Annotated in this window: 20 protein-coding genes and 1 pseudogene; 14 read left to right on the forward strand and 7 right to left on the reverse strand. The window is 49.1% G+C overall.

Features of this window, described 5'->3' with window-relative positions; all coding sequences use genetic code 11:
• From UF06_RS19770 to rsuA, 3 genes are all read right to left on the reverse strand, one after another.
• Positions 1–660: a DUF2913 family protein gene (locus UF06_RS19770; protein ID WP_045571947.1), complete on the reverse strand. Its 660-nt coding sequence runs from the start codon at positions 658–660 to the stop codon at positions 1–3.
• Positions 660–1,862, reverse strand: a complete 1,203-nt coding sequence (locus UF06_RS19775; protein ID WP_045571948.1) for a Bcr/CflA family multidrug efflux MFS transporter — start codon at positions 1,860–1,862, stop codon at positions 660–662. Before UF06_RS19775 ends, UF06_RS19770 begins: the two co-directional genes overlap by 1 nt.
• 239 nt (positions 1,863–2,101) lie before the next feature.
• Positions 2,102–2,803: a 16S rRNA pseudouridine(516) synthase RsuA gene (gene rsuA / locus UF06_RS19780; RefSeq protein ID WP_039429560.1), complete on the reverse strand. Its 702-nt coding sequence runs from the start codon at positions 2,801–2,803 to the stop codon at positions 2,102–2,104.
• Positions 2,804–2,876: 73 nt separating this feature from the next.
• Here rsuA and UF06_RS19785 point away from each other — a divergent pair, with 73 nt between their 5' ends.
• The 7 genes from UF06_RS19785 to UF06_RS19815 all read left to right on the forward strand — a co-directional run bounded on the left by UF06_RS19785 (position 2,877) and on the right by UF06_RS19815 (position 10,562).
• Positions 2,877–4,622 (forward strand): DEAD/DEAH box helicase, encoded by a 1,746-nt coding sequence (locus tag UF06_RS19785; protein ID WP_045571949.1) that lies wholly within the window; start codon positions 2,877–2,879, stop codon positions 4,620–4,622.
• A gap of 81 nt (positions 4,623–4,703) precedes the next feature.
• Positions 4,704–5,093 carry a PepSY domain-containing protein gene (locus UF06_RS19790; RefSeq protein WP_045571950.1) on the forward strand — a complete coding sequence of 130 codons (390 nt, stop codon included), beginning with the start codon at positions 4,704–4,706 and terminating at the stop codon, positions 5,091–5,093.
• Positions 5,094–5,105: 12 nt separating this feature from the next.
• Positions 5,106–5,765 carry a response regulator transcription factor gene (locus tag UF06_RS19795; RefSeq protein ID WP_045571951.1) on the forward strand — a complete coding sequence of 220 codons (660 nt, stop codon included), beginning with the start codon at positions 5,106–5,108 and terminating at the stop codon, positions 5,763–5,765.
• Positions 5,755–7,092, forward strand: a complete 1,338-nt coding sequence (locus UF06_RS19800) for an ATP-binding protein (protein ID WP_045571952.1) — start codon at positions 5,755–5,757, stop codon at positions 7,090–7,092. The genes UF06_RS19795 and UF06_RS19800 overlap by 11 nt, the downstream gene beginning before the upstream one ends.
• Before the next feature lie 197 nt (positions 7,093–7,289).
• On the forward strand, positions 7,290–7,568 hold the full coding sequence (gene rplY, locus UF06_RS19805; RefSeq protein WP_039435460.1) for a 50S ribosomal protein L25: 279 nt from the start codon (positions 7,290–7,292) through the stop codon (positions 7,566–7,568).
• 652 nt (positions 7,569–8,220) lie between these two features.
• A complete protein-coding gene (ushA, locus tag UF06_RS19810; protein ID WP_045571953.1) occupies positions 8,221–9,966 on the forward strand; it encodes a bifunctional UDP-sugar hydrolase/5'-nucleotidase UshA in 1,746 nt (581 codons plus the stop codon).
• A gap of 374 nt (positions 9,967–10,340) precedes the next feature.
• A complete protein-coding gene (locus tag UF06_RS19815) occupies positions 10,341–10,562 on the forward strand; it encodes a hypothetical protein (RefSeq protein ID WP_039429576.1) in 222 nt (73 codons plus the stop codon).
• A 114-nt stretch (positions 10,563–10,676) separates the two neighbouring features.
• On the opposite strand, the gene UF06_RS19820 is transcribed toward UF06_RS19815, so the two are convergent.
• On the reverse strand, positions 10,677–10,931 hold the full coding sequence (locus tag UF06_RS19820) for a DUF1289 domain-containing protein (RefSeq protein ID WP_045571954.1): 255 nt from the start codon (positions 10,929–10,931) through the stop codon (positions 10,677–10,679).
• 191 nt (positions 10,932–11,122) lie between these two features.
• Here UF06_RS19820 and UF06_RS19825 point away from each other — a divergent pair, with 191 nt between their 5' ends.
• The 7 genes and pseudogenes from UF06_RS19825 to UF06_RS19855 all read left to right on the forward strand — a co-directional run bounded on the left by UF06_RS19825 (position 11,123) and on the right by UF06_RS19855 (position 18,227).
• The gene (locus UF06_RS19825; RefSeq protein WP_045571955.1) at positions 11,123–11,569 is read left to right on the forward strand and encodes an META domain-containing protein; all 447 of its coding nucleotides are present in this window, start codon (positions 11,123–11,125) and stop codon (positions 11,567–11,569) included.
• Between the two features lie 376 nt (positions 11,570–11,945).
• Positions 11,946–13,091, forward strand: coding sequence for an ABC transporter substrate-binding protein (locus tag UF06_RS19830; RefSeq protein WP_045571956.1), 1,146 nt, complete (start codon positions 11,946–11,948; stop codon positions 13,089–13,091).
• A 9-nt stretch (positions 13,092–13,100) separates the two neighbouring features.
• Entirely contained in the window at positions 13,101–14,810 is a 1,710-nt protein-coding gene (locus tag UF06_RS19835; protein ID WP_045571957.1) for a thiamine ABC transporter permease, read from the forward strand.
• The gene (locus UF06_RS19840; RefSeq protein ID WP_045571958.1) at positions 14,776–15,423 is read left to right on the forward strand and encodes an ATP-binding cassette domain-containing protein; all 648 of its coding nucleotides are present in this window, start codon (positions 14,776–14,778) and stop codon (positions 15,421–15,423) included. The genes UF06_RS19835 and UF06_RS19840 overlap by 35 nt, the downstream gene beginning before the upstream one ends.
• Complete coding sequence (locus UF06_RS19845) at positions 15,416–16,024, forward strand: CDP-alcohol phosphatidyltransferase family protein (RefSeq protein WP_045571959.1); 609 nt, start codon at positions 15,416–15,418, stop codon at positions 16,022–16,024. The genes UF06_RS19840 and UF06_RS19845 overlap by 8 nt, the downstream gene beginning before the upstream one ends.
• A 264-nt stretch (positions 16,025–16,288) precedes the next feature.
• Positions 16,289–17,329: pseudogene (gene hcp, locus UF06_RS19850) on the forward strand (hydroxylamine reductase); the annotation flags it as partial.
• The gene (locus UF06_RS19855; RefSeq protein WP_045572066.1) at positions 17,262–18,227 is read left to right on the forward strand and encodes a hybrid-cluster NAD(P)-dependent oxidoreductase; all 966 of its coding nucleotides are present in this window, start codon (positions 17,262–17,264) and stop codon (positions 18,225–18,227) included. The pseudogene hcp and the gene UF06_RS19855, both read left to right, overlap by 68 nt.
• A gap of 64 nt (positions 18,228–18,291) precedes the next feature.
• On the opposite strand, the gene UF06_RS19860 is transcribed toward UF06_RS19855, so the two are convergent.
• The 3 genes from UF06_RS19860 to UF06_RS19870 form a co-directional block, all read right to left on the reverse strand.
• Positions 18,292–19,224: a class I SAM-dependent methyltransferase gene (locus UF06_RS19860; protein ID WP_045571960.1), complete on the reverse strand. Its 933-nt coding sequence runs from the start codon at positions 19,222–19,224 to the stop codon at positions 18,292–18,294.
• Between the two features lie 28 nt (positions 19,225–19,252).
• On the reverse strand, positions 19,253–19,945 hold the full coding sequence (locus UF06_RS19865) for a TIGR01621 family pseudouridine synthase (RefSeq protein ID WP_045571961.1): 693 nt from the start codon (positions 19,943–19,945) through the stop codon (positions 19,253–19,255).
• A gap of 134 nt (positions 19,946–20,079) precedes the next feature.
• The gene (locus tag UF06_RS19870; protein ID WP_045571962.1) at positions 20,080–21,423 is read right to left on the reverse strand and encodes a sodium-dependent transporter; all 1,344 of its coding nucleotides are present in this window, start codon (positions 21,421–21,423) and stop codon (positions 20,080–20,082) included.
• Between the last annotated feature and the right edge of the window lie 195 nt (positions 21,424–21,618).

Raw genomic sequence — 21,618 nt, forward strand, 5'->3', positions numbered from 1 at the left:
TCAGCATTGAAAATTGAGCGGAATTTCCGCCAGCTGATTGCCTAAATTGGCTGGAAAAATCAGGTACTCGCCATGGTATTTCACGTTCGACTTGTAATCCGTCACCTTGTGTACCATAAATCCTGCCTCAGTGGCCTTTGCGACAAACTCGGCGTGATTGCCCCGTACAAACCAACTCATCGGTTTCACTAAGGTGTCGCCATCGAAGCAGCTTTCACACTGCTGGGCGCAAAGCGCTAATGAGTGTTGGCCTTCGGTAAAAATCTGCACTTTACCACAACCCACTAACGGCTCAGCCGTGGAAACTTCCCAGTCGGCTTGCTCCATCTGATCTAAAAACGCTTCTATCTGCTTATCGGTAATCACCGCAGGCTCTTTATCTGCACAGAAAAAAGAGGCATAAAATGCGGCGATACGCTTAAAGGTCGGCAATAGTGCGGCATCGTTGCCTTTCGAGCGACCTGCCTTTTGCCAGCGAGTCAGATCATCGACGACGCAGCGATGAAAACGCTGTGCTTTCAGCGCCTTGGTCACCCAACGCACGAGAAAGTGGTTGTTCGCGACAGGCGCGTCAGCCAGTTTACCTGCGCGATGCTCCGCCTCTAGCTCTTGCAGCGCGGTATTAACCAGTCGTTGAATTTCCGTTGTGTAGTTCGACATTATGCTTTTCTTCCGAATATCCAGTAAAAGAGGGCTGACAGCAACGAGCAGGCTGACATCACCAAAATCATCGGCCACGCAACGGCAGATGGCAACGCAGCCACCAGCGCGCCAACCAGCGAACCAGTGCCAAAGCGCAAAGTACCCGCTAAAGAAGAAGCGGTTCCCGCCATCTGCGGATAACCAGAAAGCAGCAGTGCCATTGAGTTGCTGCCGATGGTGGAGAGTGTACCGATGTAAAGAACCACGAATGGTACCGTGCCCCACAAACCGAGGTCTAGTAGCCAGCTAACAAATAAACCGACTCCGGCGACTAATTGCACGCTAAGCCCCAATCGCAGCATAAAGTGCGACCCGACTTTCTTCACCATGCGACCATTTAAACTGGTCATGATAATCATCGCGACAATGTTAAGCCCGAACAGATAACCAAATTGGTCTGGCGATACGCCATAGATGTCAATGTAAACAAACGAACCTGCGGTCAAAAAGGCGAACATACCAGAAAAAGAGAAAGCACCAGCCAGCATCAAACCTAATGCAGTGCTGTTTCTGCACAGCTTGACATAGTTACGTAACGTGGTTTTAAAGCGCAGTGGTTGACGGTTTTCTACTTTCAGTGTTTCAGGAATTTGCCACCACACCAGCGCGATCACCAACACAGCAAAACCCGCCAGCACCCAGAAAATAGAGCGCCAGCCAAACCAAACCGCAAGGTGTCCACCGATCATCGGTGCGACCAAAGGCGCGATGGTGATAACCAAGGTGACAAACGACATCGCCCGAGCAAAGTCTTCTCTATCAAACATGTCGCGCACCACGGCCTGAATGATCACCGCCGCCGCCGCCCCGGCAAAACCTTGCGCGGCACGCACGTAGGTCAGCGAATCAATGCCGTTGGTGGTTGCACTGACAACCGCCGCTAGGCCGAAAAACAGCACGCCAAGGATCAGCACCGGACGACGACCGAAACTGTCCGAAAGTGGGCCATGAATCAGCTGCCCTAGAGCGAAGCCTGCGGTGTAGGCCGTCAGAGTCAACTGCACCGCACCGGCATCCACGCCAAGATCTTTGGCGATCGTCGGCATGGATGGCAAATACATGTCAATCGCCAACGGCGTAAGCGCACCAATCGCGCCCAGAACGACGAAAAGGAAAAAACTGATGTGTGATTGCGCAGTGGCTTGTGATTTGTCCGTCATTTATTCTCCCGAGAAATGGGTTGGGAATAAGCTTGACGCTGCAACGCCACTGATTAGGTTGACTCTTTATCGTCGTCAGAACAGGGCTGACACAGATTGGTAATCGAGGAACGCTAGGAATGTCGCATTACAGCCAGAAAAGGCTTGATTCTGAAAACTCCGCCCCATGAAAGAGCGGAAAAACTGCCCATATTGTGATACAGATCAAGCCTAAACACTAGTTCCATTTAGGAACTAAATCATTTCCAAACTGAATCTATTTCTTCCTGAGTCAGATAACGGTACTCGCCCGGTTCGAGATTTTCATCCAGTACGATCTCCCCCACTCGCTCACGGTGCAACTGCTCGACTTTGTTGCCCAGCGCAGCAAACATGCGTTTTACTTGATGATATTTGCCTTCGTGAATCGTCAGCAGCAGTTCATTCTCTGCTTCATTCACGACCGTCATCTGCGCAGGTAAGGTGAGCTCCTTTTCATTGCGCAGTTGAATACCTGCCGCCAGCTTTTCCTGATAGTCGCTGCCAATCGGGTCGGCGAGCCAAACACGATACGTTTTGTCGCACTTATGCTTTGGTGACGTGATGCGATGGGACCACTTGCCATCATCGGTGATTAACACCAACCCTGTGGTATCCACGTCCAAGCGGCCAGCAAAGTGAAGCTCGTCCATTTTAATTTCGTCCAGCAGAACAAAAGCCGTATGGTTGAAGCCATCCTCGTGGGAACACACAAACCCTTCCGGTTTATACAGCATAATGTAACGCGGCCCCTGAACGGCCAGCTCGCGACCTTGCCATTCAACCACACTTTGCTCAGAGACTTTGAACGCACCGCTTTTTTGTACCTGCTCATCCACGGTCACTTCACCGCTTTTCAGGATTTTTGTCGCCTCTTTTCGTGTCGCGCCCAGCGCATCACAAAGAAATTTATCTAAACGCATGAATACCTCAACTGGTTAAGGTCGGGTATTATAGCGACCCTGCAAAGAATAGTTGAGTGATTTCACCGTTTTCATGTACACCCTAAGACCCTATCAAGCCGACTCGGTAAAGGCCGTTATCCACTACTTTCGTCAGCACTCCACGCCAGCGGTGATCGTGCTGCCAACAGGGGCAGGCAAAAGTTTAGTGATTGCCGAACTGGCAAGATTAGCACGCGGCCGAGTTTTGGTGCTGGCACATGTCAAAGAACTGGTGGAACAAAACCACTCCAAGTACGAAGGATACGGGCTCAAGGGCTCGGTGTTCTCCGCTGGGCTAGGCCGCAAAGAGACGCAGCATCAAGTGGTTTTTGCCTCGGTGCAGTCGGTGGTGCGCAACTTGGAATCTTTTCGCAACCAATTCTCTCTGCTGGTGATCGATGAGTGCCACCGTGTTCCGGAAGACAAAGAGAGCAGTTATCAGAAAGTGATCTCGCACCTGAAAGAGCTTAATCCGGGGATGAAAATACTCGGCCTGACCGCGACACCTTATCGCCTCGGCGTCGGTTGGATTTATCAGTACCACACCCGCGGGCAAGTGCGTAGCGAAGAGCCTCGCTTTTTCCGCGATTGCATTTTTGAATTGCCGATACGTTATTTGCTCGACGAAGGCTTTCTCACTCCAGCGCGAATGATGGATGCGCCTGTGCTCTCGTATGATTTTTCCCAGCTTAAACCCGCCAATACCGGGCGCTACAAAGAAGCTGAGCTGGATATGGCCATTGATAACGCCAAACGCGCCACGCCGCAGATTGTTCAGCAAATTATCCAGCTTGCCCAGCAGCGGCAAGGGGTGATGATCTTCGCGGCCACCGTCAGACACGCACAAGAAATTCACCATTTGTTGCCAGAAAATGACACTGCGCTTGTGATTGGCGATACACCAACACCAGAGCGAGACGCGATTATTCGCCAGTTCAAAGCGCGTGAAATAAAGTTTCTCGTCAATGTTTCGGTACTCACCACTGGCTTTGACGCGCCGCACGTCGATCTCATCGCTATTTTGCGCCCAACCGAATCGATTAGTCTTTATCAACAAATTGTCGGTCGCGGTCTGCGGCTGGCACCGGGTAAAGAAGAGTGTTTGGTACTGGACTACGCAGGCAATAATTACGATCTGTATCAACCCGAAGTGGGTGATCCGAAACCCGATTCTGATAGTGAAATCATTACCATCCCCTGCCCTGCCTGCGGCTTTAACAATAATTTTTGGGGAAAGTTAGACAGCAACGGCTTTTTGCTTGAGCACTTTGGCCGGCGCTGCCAAGGCTATTTCCCCGACGAAGAGAACGGCGAGCGCGAACATTGCGGCTACCGTTTCCGTGCCAAGTATTGCAACCAATGTGGCGCCGATAACGACATCGCAGCGCGTATTTGTCACGAGTGCGATGCGACCTTGGTGGACCCTGACAAAAAGCTTAAAGAGGCCCTTAATCTGAAAGACGCTTTAGTATTTGAATGCCTTGAGATGGTGCTCAGCGTTCATAAAACGGCGCAAGGAAAATCCCAATTGAAGGTCAGCTATTTAGGAGAAAACCAAGCTCAGGTGCATGAGTTTTGGCCCCTCACCACCCCCAAGCAAAAAACCACTTTCAAGAGTCAGTTTGTTCGCCCTCATTTAGCGGACAAACACCGGCCCTTTGACGATGCCACGCCAAGCAAAGTGGTCGCTAATCAACACCGTTTTCGCCCACCACAATTTGTTATCGCCCGCAAAACCGGCCGTTTTTGGAAAATGCGCGACAAGATTTTCGAAGATGAACTACAAAACCGCCAGTAAGCCCCATGCCGTGGGCAAGTTCACTTTCTATTCATCTTGCCAGCTTTATACTCGGGCAACTTTGTAAAATAGGGTCCGGACATGCGAAACCGAACACTGACGCTTGCGCTTATACTCCCTTGTATGCTGACCATGCCAGCATTCGCCAGCGACGACACACAAAATGGGCACGAACTCATCCAAGATGCTTATAAAGAGGGCGCTCGCATCGAATTTGACGAGGATCAGGATGAAGTTTACGACGCGGTTAAAAAAGGGTTGATTAAGCCCTTCTCTGAACTCTATGCCACCGTTGATAAGCAGCTCAATGGACGTTTAATCAAAGTAGAGCTTGAAGAAGACGACAACGAGTGGGTTTATGAGCTTAAATTAGTGCATGAAAACAATGTCATTAAAGTCGAGTACAACGCGACCACTTTAGAACTGATGGAAATCAAAGGGCGCAATTTGCAAGACGTGATCAAAAAATAGAGTTTCTTACCGATGAAAATTTTAGTTGTTGAAGACGAGCCGCGTTTAGGTGAGCAAATTGTTCAATCTCTTGAGCAAACGGGATGGGTACCGGAGCTATCACAAGATGGTATTGACGCCCTGTATCGGGCTACTTCCGAAGAGTGGGATGCTATCGTACTTGATTTGGGGCTGCCCAAATTAGATGGGCTTACTGTCCTTAAAGGCATACGCGACGAAAACATCAACACGCCCGTCGTCATTTTAAGCGCACGCGACACCTTAACCCAGCGCGTAGAAGGGTTAAACGCGGGTGCAGACGATTATCTGACCAAGCCGTTTGAGATAGTCGAGCTGATCGCTCGTATTCGAGCGCAACTGCGCCGAGCCTCTGGCAACGCTTCGCCCGTACTGCAAGTTGGCGATTTGAGCCTCGACACCCGCTCTTCCAAGGTGATGTGGCAAGGCCACCCCGTGAGCTTAACCGCGCTTGAGTACAAGGTGGTCGCCTATTTCATGCACAACGCCGACAAAGTGATCTCCCGTACGGAATTGGTTGAACACATTTACAGGCAAGACTTTGACCGCGACTCCAATACGATTGAAGTGTTTATCGGTCGTATCCGCAAAAAAATCGCGCCACACATCATTAAAACCGTACGCGGTTTAGGGTACCAACTTGATGCCAGCTAAACTGGACTTACTCAAAAGCCTGAGCCTTAAGCGGCGTCTCTTTTTTGCTTCATTTCTTTGGGTTAGTTCCATGCTCCTCGCGGCGGGCGTCGGTATTCCCACGCTCGTCAAAGAGTATTTAGTGAGTGATATTAAAGGCCAATTGCAGCTTGCCATGGACGAAATCGCCGCCAACTTAGAAGCGAATGCACAAGGCAATTTGTTGCTTCCTGCGCGTCTTTCTGACCCCCGTTTCAGTCAGCCCTACAGTGGGCTCTATTGGAACGCGACATTGGGTGAGCAAACCCTGCGATCCCGTTCCCTTTGGGACAGAAACATCCAAACCAAAGCAACACCACTTGGTCAGCGTCTCATTGGTGCCAAGGAAGAGAATTTGATCGCGATAGAACAGCGCCTATATCTGCCCGAGTTTTCTACCCCGATAACCATTGTGATTGGCATGGATGAAGCGCCCGTTAAAGAGACACTACGCCAGCTCACTAAACAGTTGTGGATGATCCTCGGGCTGCTGCTCTTTGGTGTCATGAGCGTAATTGGCGTACAGATCGCTTGGTCATTTCGCCCACTCAATAAGCTGCAACAAGAACTCAAGGCATTGAAATCAGGCCAGCAAGATCAGTTGCAAGAAAGCTACCCCGCGGAAGTGGCACCGCTGATTAAAGACCTCAACGCCCTCTTGTTTCACTATCAAGAACTATTGCAGCGCGCACGTCACCACGCAGGCAATTTGTCCCACTCCCTAAAAACGCCGCTTTCGGTGCTGAAAAATGAAATATCGCAACTCAACGAACCAGAACGGCAGCAACTCTTACCGTCGTTGCAACAGATCCAAAACCACATTGATTACCACTTGAGCCGAGCCAGAATGGCGGGAGCGATGAACATTCTCTCGGTCAAATCCAACCCAAGCCAACGTGTCGACGCTATCGCCATGGCGTTTGATAAAGTCTACGCCGAGCGAGAAATCGTACTGGTCAATGAACTGGATGATGAACTTGACGTCGCCGTCGAGCAAAGTGATTTGGATGAGATGCTTGGTAACTTGCTGGAAAACAGCTACAAGTGGGGCAAAAGTTTCATTCGTATCTATGCAATCCGCCAACAAAGCACCATCGACATTGTGATTGAAGACGACGGACCTGGCATCGACGAAAAACATTTTGAACGGGTGACCCATCGCGGTGTCCGGCTCGATGAAACTACGGCAGGCACTGGGCTTGGGCTGAACATCGTCTCCGAAATGGCGCACAGTTATCGAGGTCAGCTAACGCTAGAAAAAAGTCAGCTGGGTGGCCTGAAAGCCATTTTGTCACTCAAATCGGCATAAGCCTGCCGTTTCTGACAGAAAAAGCTGAGGCATCGGGGTATTCACAGCAATTTCAGTTGCTCAAACCGCCATTGAGTGCTAGTATCCGCGCTCGCTTTGATAGGAATCTTGATTCCGATTGAAGCTTTACCATATATCTGTAAGGTCGCATTACAGAATATGAAGTTAAAAATGTTTACTAATTTGAGAGTAAAACTATGAAATTCGAAGCAGTCGTACGTACTGAACTAGGTAAAGGTGCGAGCCGCCGCCTACGTAACACTGGTAATTTTCCTGCTGTTGTATACGGCGGAGAAGCAGCACCAGTTGCAATCGCTCTGAACCACGATGACATCGTGAACCAAATGGACAAACCAGCATTCTACGAAGCAATCACTCTCGTGATCGCTGGCGAAGAAGTTCAAGTTAAGCCACAAGACGTTCAACGTCACGCGTTCAAGCCAAAAGTTGAGCACATGGACTTCATCCGTATCTAATTCCCTACCAAGGAATTAAATGGATAACTTCCAACCTTTTGCATAAATAAGATTTACGGCCTTACCAACCGGACAATCTAAAAAATTCGAGACCCCAGAGCCTTACCATCTCTGGGGTTTCACTTTTTATCAACACTGACTTTCTTTTCTGTTTTAAATTGCTCTTTTCTCCTTTATTCACCAATCTATTTTGAAAATGAACATAGATCATTGAGGACAAGACGATTAATTAGCATTTTCTAAATAATTTAGGTCAAACATACTCACGCTGCTGTGATGTTAAACAGAGATATCTTTATCATCCCATTCTGCTTTTGATATAACACATTAAATCTTAATAAAATATTTCTTACTCGGGTACTAAATTCTAAAGTGAGTCAAAAACCAACTAATATTGCTCACCAATTGCACACCTCTTATTTTTCATTTCTCTATTGATTCAAATTCAACGACCCAAATCACAAATTTATTTCAATTTAATAAAATATATCATCCAGAGCACTAAATTTGTGTATTTCTCGATAAGGCTTACAAGCTCATAAATTTCTTCTGCTAACAAAAGTACTAATAAGATTAGGATCACTAAAATTTAATATTAATTACGTATATTGCACGCCGTAACGATATGAAAATCACAAAGAAAGGATCCCTTATGAAGTTCTCCAAATCCCTGTTGGTGTTGTCCGTCGGTGTTGCTCTGGCGGGATGTGGTTCAGACAGCGATAACTCAGCCGCGACCGACAAAGACAAAGTCGTCACCTGTGCCACCGCAACTTCTTGTAGCAAATTTACTGTGCTGCACACCAATGATCATCACGGTCGTTTCTGGGAAAACAACAATGGTGAATATGGCATGGCAGCACGCAAAACGCTGATTGATTCGATCCGCGCAGAAGTATCGAGCAATGGTGGCACCTCAATTCTGCTCTCTGGTGGTGACATCAACACGGGTGTCCCAGAGTCCGACATGCAGGACGCCGAACCTGATTTTATCGGCATGAATCTGCTCGGCTACGACGCCATGGCGGTCGGTAACCACGAGTTTGACAACGAACTTAGCGTGTTGGACAAGCAAGCGAAACTCGCTGAGTTCCCAATGTTGGCGGCCAACATCTACAAAAAAGACGCCGATGGTAAAGTCACGGATGAGCGTTACTTCCAGCCGTATAAGGTATTCGATCTCAATGGCGTAAAAGTCGCCGTGGTTGGCCTAACCACGAAAGATACCGCGAAACTGGTCAACCCAGACAACGTGGCGAGCATCCACTTTGCCGATCCGCAAACGGAAATCAAGAAAGTTCTGGCAGAAATCGAAGCCAAAGAGAAAGTGGATCTTGTCTTTGCTACAACGCACATGGGCCACTATGCCAACGGAACACATGGTACTGAAGCACCTGGCGACGTAATGCTCGCTCGCTCGTTAGAATCCGGTCAGTTGGATGCGATTATTGGTGGCCACTCACAAAACCCCGTCTGTATGGAACCGGGCACCAATCAATACGCCAACTTTAAGCCAGGCGACGCATGTGCTCCAGATCAACAGAACGGCACTTACATCATGCAAGCACATGAGTGGGGTAAGTACGTTGGTCGTGCAGACTTTGAATACTACGATGGCAAGCTGCATTTAGCTAACTACGCCTTGATTCCGGTTAACCTGAAGAAGAAAGACGCGGAGGGTAAATATCAGTTCATTACCAATGAAATCGAAGCTGATGCGACGGTTAAGGCTGTTCTTTCCCAGTATCAAAAGCAGGGTCAGGCGCTATTGGGAGAGAAAGTTTCAGAGACCGATGGCAAGCTGATCGGCGATCGCGCTATCGTCCGTTCACAGCAAACCAACTTAGGTCATCTGCTTGGTGAAGCTTATCGCACGTACAACTTAGTCAACGCAGACTTTGGTGTGATGAACTCTGGCGGTGTGCGCGCGTCTATCGAGGCGGGTGATATTACTTACCGCGACGTGCTGACGGTTCAGCCTTTTGGCAACTTTGTCACCAAAGCAACCATGACAGGCCAAGAGGTCAAAGATTACTTGAATGTGGTGGCCACTCTAACGGCAGGATCTGGCGGTTACGCACAGCTCGACAACATCACCATGTCGGTGGATTGTGACGCCAAACAAGTCACCATCACAGATATCAACAACAAGGGCTTTGATCTCAACGCCACTTATAGCTTCTCTATCATTAGCTTTAGTGCCGCTGGCGGAGACAACTACCCTGTCATCGATGTGCAGTCAACTCAAATGACCGATGCTTCTGTGCTGCGTGAGTTTTTCGTCAAAAACCCATCGATCTCTGCATCTGACTATGAGAAGAACTTGAACAACATTCAGTACCTCAGCAATGGTCAAGCGGTAAAAGGCTGTCCTGCACCTGCTCAGCCGGGCGCATAATCTTTCTACCTTTCCCTCAGACCGGAGCCCTGTGCTCCGGTTTTTTTGTACGGGTAATCTTATGAATTTGTTGTGTCTTTTCGTTAGCTGATAAAAAACCGTTTAAAGTACGATTGACGGCTGTTTAAGCGACTTCTATGTTTGATATTGTCTTTCAGTCAGCTGAATTGATTGACTCTGCGCTGTTTTATTCTCGCGCCAGAGCATGATGAGTGCTGTCGAAAGACGAGTTTGGCGTTAAAAATACTGCTCTCATACAATTTGTGTCTGTTTAAAGACCCCGAACCATGGGGGACACCACGATGTGTGCCTCAGTGAGCAGTGCGGAAACGCCAGTGTGTTTGGACTGCTGCATCGAGTTCGGGAGGTCAAAAATGAAACGAATCAGCAATAGCTACAGACTACAACTTATTAAAGAAGTGGTGACTCGCAGAGAACAGCAAGCGTGTAATGACCCCATGGCCAACTACATTCATCAACTATTAACGGAAAATCCCAACAGCAAATCGGATGCCGAGACGAACCATCGTTTCTCTGGTTGCCATTTCGATGAACATGCTGGCGGTTGGATAAGCGATCGTTGGGCGATGAAATAACCGTGGATGATAGGGAGCAATCGTGACAAATTCCCGGCTTAACAGAGCGCTTTGTCAATCTAGGCCGGGAATCGAGACTTGATTTGGCCATTTGCCGCCGAGAGAAAGGTGAGCTTAAAACAGTTCCTGTTGTGGTGAAAATCCAGTGTCGTCCTGCTGCAATGGTTTGTTGGCTTTACCCGCCAAGCGTTTGCGCTGATAACGCTGACGACAGAGCTTGATGATGTGCAGTTTCTGCGCAGAGGTAAACGTCAGCCAGTGAAAGCGCTCATCGCGATTGCGCATACACCCTTTGCAATAGCCTTTGTCATCGACCGTACAGACGCCCACACAAGGATTGGGTACGTTGAAAAATTCGAGCTGTTCCATATCCCTCCTGCTTTCTGAATTTCTTGTTCTACTCTAATCTCGTCACTCAACATCGTGGAAGCCGATTTTCCACAAAGTTTGACCTTCGCATAAACCAGTCAAAAAAGCCCTCAGAATGATGACCTTAAACTGACAAATACGCCGTGCGCTTAACTATACTTGCTCTGTTTTGCTCATTAGGAATCAATATCATGAAGCTTAGATCAAAAACCTTGCTCGCAGCAATTTCTCTCCCCTTGTTGCTGAGCGCCTGTGTTAGCAACGGAAACTCTATGACCTCAATAAGCGCGCAAGATCTGCAGCACCATCACTGGCAGTTAAGCCATATTGATGGAAAAGCGCTGACAGAAAATGAAGACACTCTCATTCCACGTTTAGAAATTGGCGAAAACCTTACCACCAACGGTTTTGCGGGTTGTAACCAATTTTTTGGCCAAGCCGAACTCAAAGGGACGCAACTGCGTATCGAGAAAATGGCCATGACGATGAAAATGTGCCACGAAAAACAGATGCAGGTTGAACAGCTAGTCTCCAGCACTCTCACTAATTGGAGTGAGGTGACTTTGACAAACGAAACTTTGACCTTAAAAAATGCGCAGCACGAGTTAATATTTACTCTGCGTGATTGGGTGAATTAGCGTCACGGTTTCATCAAAAATGCTTTTTGCAAAGCAGCTTATCGCTGCTTTTTTATTCTATGTTGTCAAGGCACCAAAGAGATTGAGCCGCTCTTAAAACGCGGCCATTTTCATCCATTGACGAAGAAATTGCACAACCAATGGAAATCTCCTTCCTTTTGAAAGATTTTCAACTTTAATCTGGTCTCTCTTTTCTAACAAACAATGACTCTTGACTTTTCACCACTCAGATCAATCTCATTGAGGGCGATTTTTATTAACTTTGCGTTGATAATCAAAGGGGATAGATTAGTATCCACAAGAGGAAACAAAGCCATTGGCTGCTCGCCAGTGGCTTTACCGTTGCAACCTAACCAACGAAAAACACGGATTACGTATGAAAAAGCTTTTGAGCACCCTTGGTATTTTAGCCACCACATTGACTGCTTCTGGCTACGCAGAAACTTGGCAAGAGGTTGAACAGCAAGCCGATGGGCAAACGGTTTACTTTCACGCTTGGGGCGGCAGCCAAGAGATCAATCGCTATCTGCAGTGGGCAGGGAGTGAGTTAAAAACGCGCTACAATGTCACGCTAAACCACGTCAAAGTGAGCGACATTGCACAAACCACCGCGCGTTTGATTGCAGAAAAAGCGGCGGGCAAAAACAGTGGCGGTAGTGTTGATATGGTTTGGATCAACGGTGAAAACTTCAAATCGATGAAAGACAACCAACTGCTGTTCGGCCCTTTTGTCGAGCAGCTACCGAGCTGGCAATACGTGGATAAATCACTGCCCGTCACGGTCGACTTTTCGGTCGCCACCGATGGTTTGGAAGCGCCATGGGGTGTTGGCCAGTTGGTCTTTATTCATGATACGCAAACCCTGAACAACCCGCCTCGCTCATTTGCGGAAATGCTCAGCTACGCGAAAGCTTTTCCTAACCGCTTAACCTACCCTCGCCCACCGGAGTTTCATGGCACCAGTTTTCTTAAGGCGATGTTGATTGAGTTGACTCAAAACGACCCTGCGTTGCAAAAACCGGTCTCTGATGCCGACTTTGCAAAAATCACCCAGCCTCTTTGGGCTTACTTAGACCAGTTTCACAAAGTGGCTTGGCGTGGCGGTAAACAGTTTCCGGCTGGCACCGCAGAATCACTCCAGTTGCTGGATGATGGACAAACGGATCTCGCGATTACGTTCAATCCCAATGCGGTCTTTTCAGCTCAAGCAAGCGGTAATTTAGCCCCAACCACTAAAGCATACGCGATGGACGCGGGGGCACTCTCGAACATTCATTTTCTCGCGATTCCATGGAATGCCAACGCCAGCGCTGGCGCACGCGTTGCGATCAACTTCTTGCTCAGCCCAGAAGCTCAATCGCGCAAAGGCGATCTGAACATTTGGGGAGATCCTTCGGTGTTGAGCAGCCAATATCTCTCAGGCAGCGCGAAAAACACTCAGCAGTTTAAATCCATTGCCGAGCCTCATCCAAGCTGGCAATCGGCGTTGGAGAAAGAGTGGCTCAAGCGTTACGGCAATTAAGCTAAACCGATGCTAAGAGCGCTTTATCTCGCCATGATCGCGGTGTGCATTCTCCCGACCCTTCCGGGTCTGATTGGAGTGATGGTTTCCGCGCTCGGCTATGTACCGCCTATCGGCCTCAATCAGTTTTCACTGACTGGTTTTTCCGCCGTTTTTGCCTGGCATGGCGTTTGGCAGTCGATTGGTCTGACACTTTATTCCGCCATTCTAAGCAGCTATCTTGCTTGTTTGATAACATTTGCCATCTTACAGGCAGCCTGGAATCGCACATTTTGGCGCAAAGTGGAACTAAGCCTTTCGCCGTTACTCGCCATGCCGCACGTCGCATTTGCGATTGGCTTTGCTTTTTTGTTTGCCCCGACAGGATTAGGCATGCGCGTTTTACAGCAGTGGTTCGGTTACGATCCCAGCGATCAGACCGTTAACGATCTGGCGCTATTAGTTAAAGACCCTTACGCGCTGGGCTTAATTGTGATGCTCGCGCTAAAAGAAGTGCCCTTTTTGCTGTTAATGAGTATTCCTATTTTGCGCCAGTTGAAAGTCGAACAAGTTGAGAAGGTTTGTCACTCGTTGGGGTATGACTCGGCGCAAACTTGGTGGAAATGCATTTTCCCGCAATGGTTCAGCAAGCTGCGTTTCCCGATGCTCGCCGTCATCGCCTACAGCTTGTCGGTGGTCGATGTGGCACTCATCATCGGCCCGACCAATCCTCCCACGTTTGCCGTATTGGTATGGCAGTGGTTCAACGATCCCGATCTATTGCTGTTACCACGCGCTGCCGCGGGTGCTGTGGTGCTGTTTGCCATCGCCAGCTTGCTGATAGCCTTTGCCAGAGTGATTGAATGGCTTGTGACACAGAAATATCGACGATGGCAATACGCTGGTCGGTTTGGTTTTGCTTTGCCAGGACGAGTACTCTTTCTGTCTATCGCCCTACTTGCCGTGTTGATGGCACCACTTTTGCTGCTGTGGAGCATTGCCCAGCGTTGGCGTTTTCCTGATCTGATGCCCAGCCAGTTTAGCTTGCGTTTCTGGCAACACGAGTGGCAGGGAACATTGGGCGTATTGCAGCAAAGTATGCTTATCGCCGTGATCTGTGCATCAATTGCGTTGTTACTAGCACTGATTGCTCATGAATATCGGCTGCGCTATCGCTGGCAAGTTCCGGGCTACGTGATCGCGATTCCTATGTTGATCCCTCAACTGTCAATCCTATTTGGCATGCAAGTCGTGACACTTTACCTAAGCGGCGACGGCTACTTTTTTTGGGTCTGCTGGGCGCATATCTTTTTTGCGTTTCCGTTCGTGTATCTATCGTTGGATGGCCCATGGCGAAGCTTTGATCAAGGATTGACTCGCGTCGCGTTAAGTTTAGGTAAATCACCACTGCAAGTTTGGCTTAAAGTTAAATTACCGATTTTGCTGCCAGCTGTCGCCTTTGCCTGGGCGGTCGGTGTCAGCGTCAGCTTGGCACAGTATCTGCCAACCTTAATGCTGGGTGCAGGCCGTATCATCACCATTACGACCGAAGCGGTTGCTCTGTCGAGCGGTTTTGATCGGCGAGTGACCGCCATTTATGCTCTCTGGCAAGCATTGCTGCCATTGCTGTTTTTTTCCATAGCGATTGTCGTTAGCCGTTGGCAGGCAAAATATCGTCGTATTTCCATAAAAGGGTTACTCCTCCATGAGTCTTTGTCTCGAAAACCTCGCCATCCATAAAACCAGCGGCGAGCCACTGTTTTCCGCGTTGGATCTCACCGTGCAAAAAGGCGAGATCGTCACGCTAATGGGGCCAAGCGGTTGTGGTAAGTCGACCTTGTTGGATGCAATCGCGGGTCACCTTGCTAGCGAGTTTCGCTATAGTGGGCAAATTTGGCTCGATGGTGAGAAGCTTGATACGCTCGCCGCTCATCGCCGCCAAGTCGGTATCTTGTTCCAAGACGACCTACTGTTTCCTCACCTAACGGTTTGGGAAAATTTAGCTTTTGCCCTGCCCGATAATATCAAGGGCGCCGAGCGTAAAACGCGCGCGATGGAAGCGCTGAAGTCCATTTCGCTCACTATGCTCGCCAACTCCTTTCCCGACCAAATTTCCGGCGGACAGCGCGCGCGCATTAGCCTGACGCGTATGCTGTTGGCCCAACCCAAGGTGGCGCTGCTGGATGAACCCTATAGCAAGCTGGATAAAGATTTGCGTGCTCAATTTCGCCAGTGGGTGGTCGAACAACTGCGACAGGCGAACATCCCAACTTTGATGGTGACTCACGACGAGGATGACATCCCGGCTGGCAGCCGCTGCCTAACTTGGCCTTGGGAGAAGGAAGATGCTTGACCGTTTCACAATCAAAGCCATTCGCTGGCCGTTAACCCACAGCGCAACACTGGCTAATCAGTTGGGGATCAGCGCCAACCAAACCACAGTGGTCGGTTTTGCCATCGGTTGTTTGGCGCTCCCCGCCCTAGTTTGGCAACAGTACCACTGGGCGCTGGCTTTTATTGTGCTCAACCGCATTTGTGACGGATTAGATGGCGCACTGGCGCGCATTCAAGGTATCAGCGATGCGGGTGGATTTCTCGATATCAGTCTGGATTTTCTTTTTTACTCACTGATCCCGTTTGGTTTTGTACTGGCCAATCCGGAGCAAAATGCCATAGCGGGGGCATTTCTCATTTTCTCCTTTGTCGGGACTGGCAGTAGTTTTCTCGCTTTCGCGGTACTCGCCAGTAAACGCGGCATTGATAACCCTGTCTATCAACATAAATCGCTGTATTACATGAGCGGTCTGACCGAAGGGACAGAAACCATCGCCTGTTTTATCGCCTTTTGCCTCTTCCCGCACCATTTTGCCCTGATTGCTTACTTGTTTGGCGCGGCTTGCTGGTTCACAACCTTTACTCGGATTTATTCAGGTTTTCACACATTGAAAAGCTAATGGGATGACAAAGCCGGTTTTCGGTGCGTCTTTAGGGAGCAACCTTGCGCGTATAAAACCAAGCGAAGTAGGTAAAAAATTAGGCATTCAAACAGCGTGAAAAACAAAGTTCGATGTCTAAATGACTACAAACACGTTGTTATTTAGACATCACAACACTCAAGACAAAAAAATTAATCCAAATAAATCAATAGATTAAAAACTGGCACGCAATCTGCTCTCTGGGGAAAACTTGATCAACATAATCATGACCGGAGAAGCAAAATGTTCTGTATTCAATGTGAACAGACAATTCAACCCCCTGTAGTCAAAGGCTGTTCATTCGCCCAAGGTATGTGCGGTAAAACCGCTGAAGTCTCAGACCTGCAAGATGTATTGGTTTATTGCTTGCAAGGCGTCTCTTTTTGGGCAACCCAAGCGCGTCGTTTCAATATCATCAACGATGAAATCGATCAGTGGGCTCCAAAAGCATTTTTTGCCACTCTGACTAACGTCAACTTCGATCCCGAACGCATCCTAGCGCTGACCTCGACTGCAGAGCAGTACAAAACCCAGTTGAAAAACGCGGTACTTTCAGCGAGCGCACTCTCCTCCCAAGAATTGGATGAGTTCCCCAAGGTAGCCGATTTTGCACTCCCCAGCGCTGCCTCTGAGATCCTCGCCATAGCGCCTCAAGTCGCCGTCAACCGTGGTAAAGGAACGGTGCATGAAGACGTCATCGGCTTACGTCTACTTTGTCTTTACGGGTTAAAAGGCGCAGCAGCCTACATGGAACACGCACGAGTGCTGAGGCAAACCAGTGCAGAGATCTACGCCGAGTACCATGAGATCATGGCGTGGTTAGGCAGCGATCCCGACGATCTCAGCGCACTACTCGATTGCTCCATGCGGATCGGTTTGATGAACTATCAGGTGATGACGATGCTCGACCACGGAGAGACGGCCACTTTCGGTCATCCGCAGCCGACGGCGGTGAATGTCAAACCAGTCAAAGGCAAATGTATTCTGGTTTCTGGCCATGATTTGCATGACTTGGAGAAAATATTGCAGCAAACGCAAGGCACGGGCATCAACGTCTATACCAACGGTGAAATGCTGCCTGCCCATGGCTATCCTCAACTGCATAGGTACCCTCATCTGGTCGGTAACTACGGCAGTGCGTGGTAAAACCAGCAGAAGGAATTCGCCAATTTCCCAGGGGCAATTGTCATGACGTCCAACTGCCTGCTGAGCCCAAATGTCGGTCAGTACGCTGAGCGCCTGTTTACCCGTAGCATCGTTGGCTGGCCGGGCGTGGCTCACATTGGGCGTCGAAATTGAGGGGAAGTGGGTTTTTCGCGCTTATTCGTTAAGTTCACTTTCTGGCGAAGATTACCTGCAGCTCACCATTAAACGTATGGAGGGTGGTTTGGTCTCCAACTACATTTTTGAGTCACTGCTGCTGGGCGACACCGTACAAGCGTTTCCGCCAGCCGGCGAATTTAACTGCATCGATTCCCCGCCTAAATGGAGCCATGGGCAACAGAAAGCACTGCTGATCAGCGCGGGTTGTGGTGTGACTCCGGTTTTCGCCATGGCGAAATACTGGTTATGTAACGATGCAAAGGTCGATATTGCCTTTCTACACGTTGCGCGCTCTGCCGAAGAGACTATCTATTTTGACGATCTGCGCACCTATCAAAGTGTCTACGACGATTTCCATCTGCACTTGCTGCTGAAAAATGCCCAAGGCACTTCCCACCCTCAAGGTCGATTGGATGCACAGTGGCTGCAAAAACTGGTGCCTGATTTTCACCAGTGGACCGTCTATTTGTGTGGGCCGAACCAGTTCATGCAAGATACGCAAGCTTACTTGCAGCAACTTGGTTTTGATATGCAGCAGTTTCATCATGAGAGCTTTACCCCTGCCGAAAACACATCGCCTGTGCAAAGCGAACAAGGGGTACAGGTAAGCGTGCCAAACTTTGCACAAACCATTGATGCCAAGCGAGGCGAAGTGTTGGCCGACGTATTAGAAGGCGCAGGGCTGCCCCTGATTGTCGCCTGTCGAAGTGGTCTCTGTGGATCGTGTAAATGTCAAGTTCGCCACGGTTCGGTCATCTCCAGCAGTCAGGAAACCTTAAGTGCACAAGAGATAGAACAAGGCTTTGTGTTAGCGTGTTCGTCACAAATAGAATCGGATCTTGAAGTGACTTTAGGCTAAAGGGCAAAAAGCGCCAAGGTGGCGCTTCTTGTTTTGACGATGTGGCAGTTTTGGCGATGTGACGTTAGCTAAAGCGCAGCACTTTCAGCGCCGCTTCGCTGTCGATGTCCATGAACTCCGGCGGATTGAGCAAACGTTCGCGAAAAGTCAGTGATGGCGCTTCCTCTTGCATACTTTCAATCAAAAAGTCGCTGCTCACGGAAGGCGAGTTAACGCAGGCCAGCACCTCTCCACCCGTGGCGAGTAAGTCGGGTAAACGGCGTAAAATCTTCTTGTAATCGGATGTCAGCGCAAAGCTGCCCTTTTGGAACGAAGGTGGGTCAATAATGATCAAATCGTATTGGCCTGCCTTTTTGATTTTGCCCCAAGATTTAAAAATATCATGGCCAAGGAAGAACACCTGATTGAGGTTGTGTCCATTGAGTTTATGGTTTTCACGCCCTTTGGAAAGGGAGGCTTTCGCCATGTCGACGTTGACCACTTTGTCCGCCCCTCCGGCGATCGCCGCCAGCGAAAAGCCACAGGTATAGGCGAACAGATTGAGCACATTCTTCTGTTTAGCGTGCTCACGTACCCAATCACGACCAAAGCGCATGTCCAAAAACAGGCCAAAGTTTTGATTTCGTCCAATATCCAATTGATATTTAAGACCACTTTCAACTACCACAGGACGTGCATCCAGATCGCCCAGCAGCACTTCTGACGGCGCACCGTCTGCGTAGCGATGTTGGATCAGCATGCATCGGCCTTGCTTCTCTCGCCAGATATCCGACTGTGCAAAGCGCAGTAAACCCGCTCTTAGCTCAGTCAAAAAGTCTTCGTCAACTTGATGAAATAGATTGACGACCATCTGCCCTTGCAGCCAATCACAAGTGATTTGTTCTAAGCCAACAAAACGGCGACCACGGCCGTGAAACAGACGTCGTATTTCATCAGGTACACTCGCCAATTGCGCTTCGATATGTTGAAAAAACTGCGTCAGTTGGGAAACTTGCATTGAATTCTCTTTTTGATGGGTTGTTTGATTATTTGATGGTAGGCCACGACAACTGCCAAGGCGTCAGCCAGCTTTCAATGCCTTGTGAAACCACATCGCTATTCCATTTTTCCCCCAACGCAGGCTGGTGTCGCGGGTCGCAGACAAAGTGGAACGCTTCATCTTGGTAGGAAAAGCAGAGGCAAAATGCGTGTAAATAGCCTCTATCTGCTTCACTGCCCGCATTGTAGATAGCATCGCCGATGATCGCGGAACCAACCGATTTTAGCGCGACGCGGATCTGGTGGGTTTTCCCCGTGTGCGGCTTGCATAAAAACAGTCGTTCTCCAGGCTCTGCCGCCAAAGAGAAAAATTGGGTAATCGCAGGATTATGCTTGCTGCTGAGTAACTTCCACGCGGCGCGGCGCGAGCGTTCCATATCGCCAATCACCAGCCCTTGCTTTTTCTTCGGTTTTTTAGCTCCAAGCGCTAGATAAAATTTGGCTACCTTACGCTCGGCAAAAGCGCGTGAAAGCGCACTGGCCGCAGTTGCGCGTCGACCAAGCAATAAAATGCCCGAGGTCATTTTATCGAGACGGTGGATCAGATAGAGCTGTGTGTCACCACTTCGCTTCGCCACTTCATGCAATAACATGGTCTCACCATCATCTTTGTGTACGGAGACATTGGGATGCTTGTTGATAATGAGAAAATCAGGGTGAGTAAACAGAATGTCAAACATGGTAGTCAAGTAACTTTCGGGTGGCTGCCATCATCATGGCTGGTTTCATTATGAGGGGCGAAGTATACCTTTTCTCACTCTGAATACCAGTAACACAGCCGCAAGAAGTAAAGCCCCTTGCGGGGCTTAAAAGGTTATAAAATCGAGAAGAGGAACACAGCCATGATCGCTACCGGACATACGATGCGCACATACCAAGGCCAGATTTTCCAAAACAGGCCCTGAGCGATGTCTGGGTTGCCTTCTTTCAGTTCGTTGAGCAGGTTGTTGCGGTTCCAGATCCAACCCACCACGATAGCCCATACCACACCAAGCAGTGGCTGCATGTAAACGGTTGAAATATCAGCAACTAGACCAAACAGAGCGCCAAAATTCAGCGAAATGACAATACTGACAATGAGGATCGCGCCACCAATGAGCCAAGTCGCGGTGTTGCGCTCCATTTTCAGCTCGTCTTGCGCACAGGAGACAGGCACCTCCAGCAAAGAGATCGAAGACGTGAGCGCGGCAATCACCATCAGGACAAAGAAACCGATACCCAGAATCACGCCGATCCCGCCCATGGTATCAAACATCGCAGGCAGCACCGCGAACACCAAGTCACCAGAGCTCATCAACTGGCCTGCGTCGTTAAAAATTTGCACGCCGTTGTTTTTGGCAACAAACATCGCAGGAAGAATCAGCAAGCCCGCCGCAAACGCGACACCCGTATCAATTGCCGCAACTTGACCTGCGGTTTTGGGAATATTGACCTCTTTTTGCAGGTAAGAGCCGTACACCATCATTGAGCCCACGCCCAAAGAGAGAGAGAAGAAGGCTTGTCCCATCGCATCGACCATCAAGCTTGCCGTGATGTGGGAAATGTCTGGAATCAGATACATTTTCAGACCTTCCATCGCTCCATCTTGAGTAAAGATGTACGCGATCATCACAGCAAAAAGAACGAACAGCATAGGCATCAAGCGAGTTGACCACTTTTCGATACCATCGGCGACGCCTTTTTGCACTACAAGAATAGTCAACAGCGAGAATAGAACGGCTAAGACGACGTTACGTGCACCACCGAAGTTGACCAGCCAGTCAGCTGCGCTTTGTAAACCGACCACTTCCAATGCAGGTGCTGCGGCAAAGCCCATCAACCAACCTGCCAAAATTGAGTAAAAACTGAGGATCATGGAAGCGGCGATCATGGCGATCAAACCAAACAAGCCTGCGGCTGCGCGATTTTTCGTCCAAATATTACGCAGTGAAGCAATCGGGTTCGATTGACCATGACGGCCTATCGTCAATTCTGCCACCAGCATAGGAAATGCCAGTAGGAAAACCATCGCCAAATAGATCACCAAAAATGCCGCGCCGCCGTTGCTCGCCGCTTTGGTTGGGAATCCCCAAACATTACCAAGACCGACAGCCGAACCTGCCGCCGCCATAATAAAGCCAAGTCTCGATGAGAAGTGGCCTCGATTGTTACTTGCCATAATTGTTACCGCTGTTGTGTGTGCTTTTTATCTTGTTTCGGCGTCAAACGTGAGGTGTAATAATTTTTGTACACCCATCGAAAATATCGGCCACGTGATGAATGTGGCAAGTAAATCAGTTTGAGCATAAAATTGGAAGCCCGGCTGACATAATTTCCTACCACAACTGTAATAATCATCATTAATCGCTGATTA

The organism is Vibrio sp. S234-5, from assembly GCF_000960595.1.
Classification (GTDB): domain Bacteria; phylum Pseudomonadota; class Gammaproteobacteria; order Enterobacterales; family Vibrionaceae; genus Vibrio.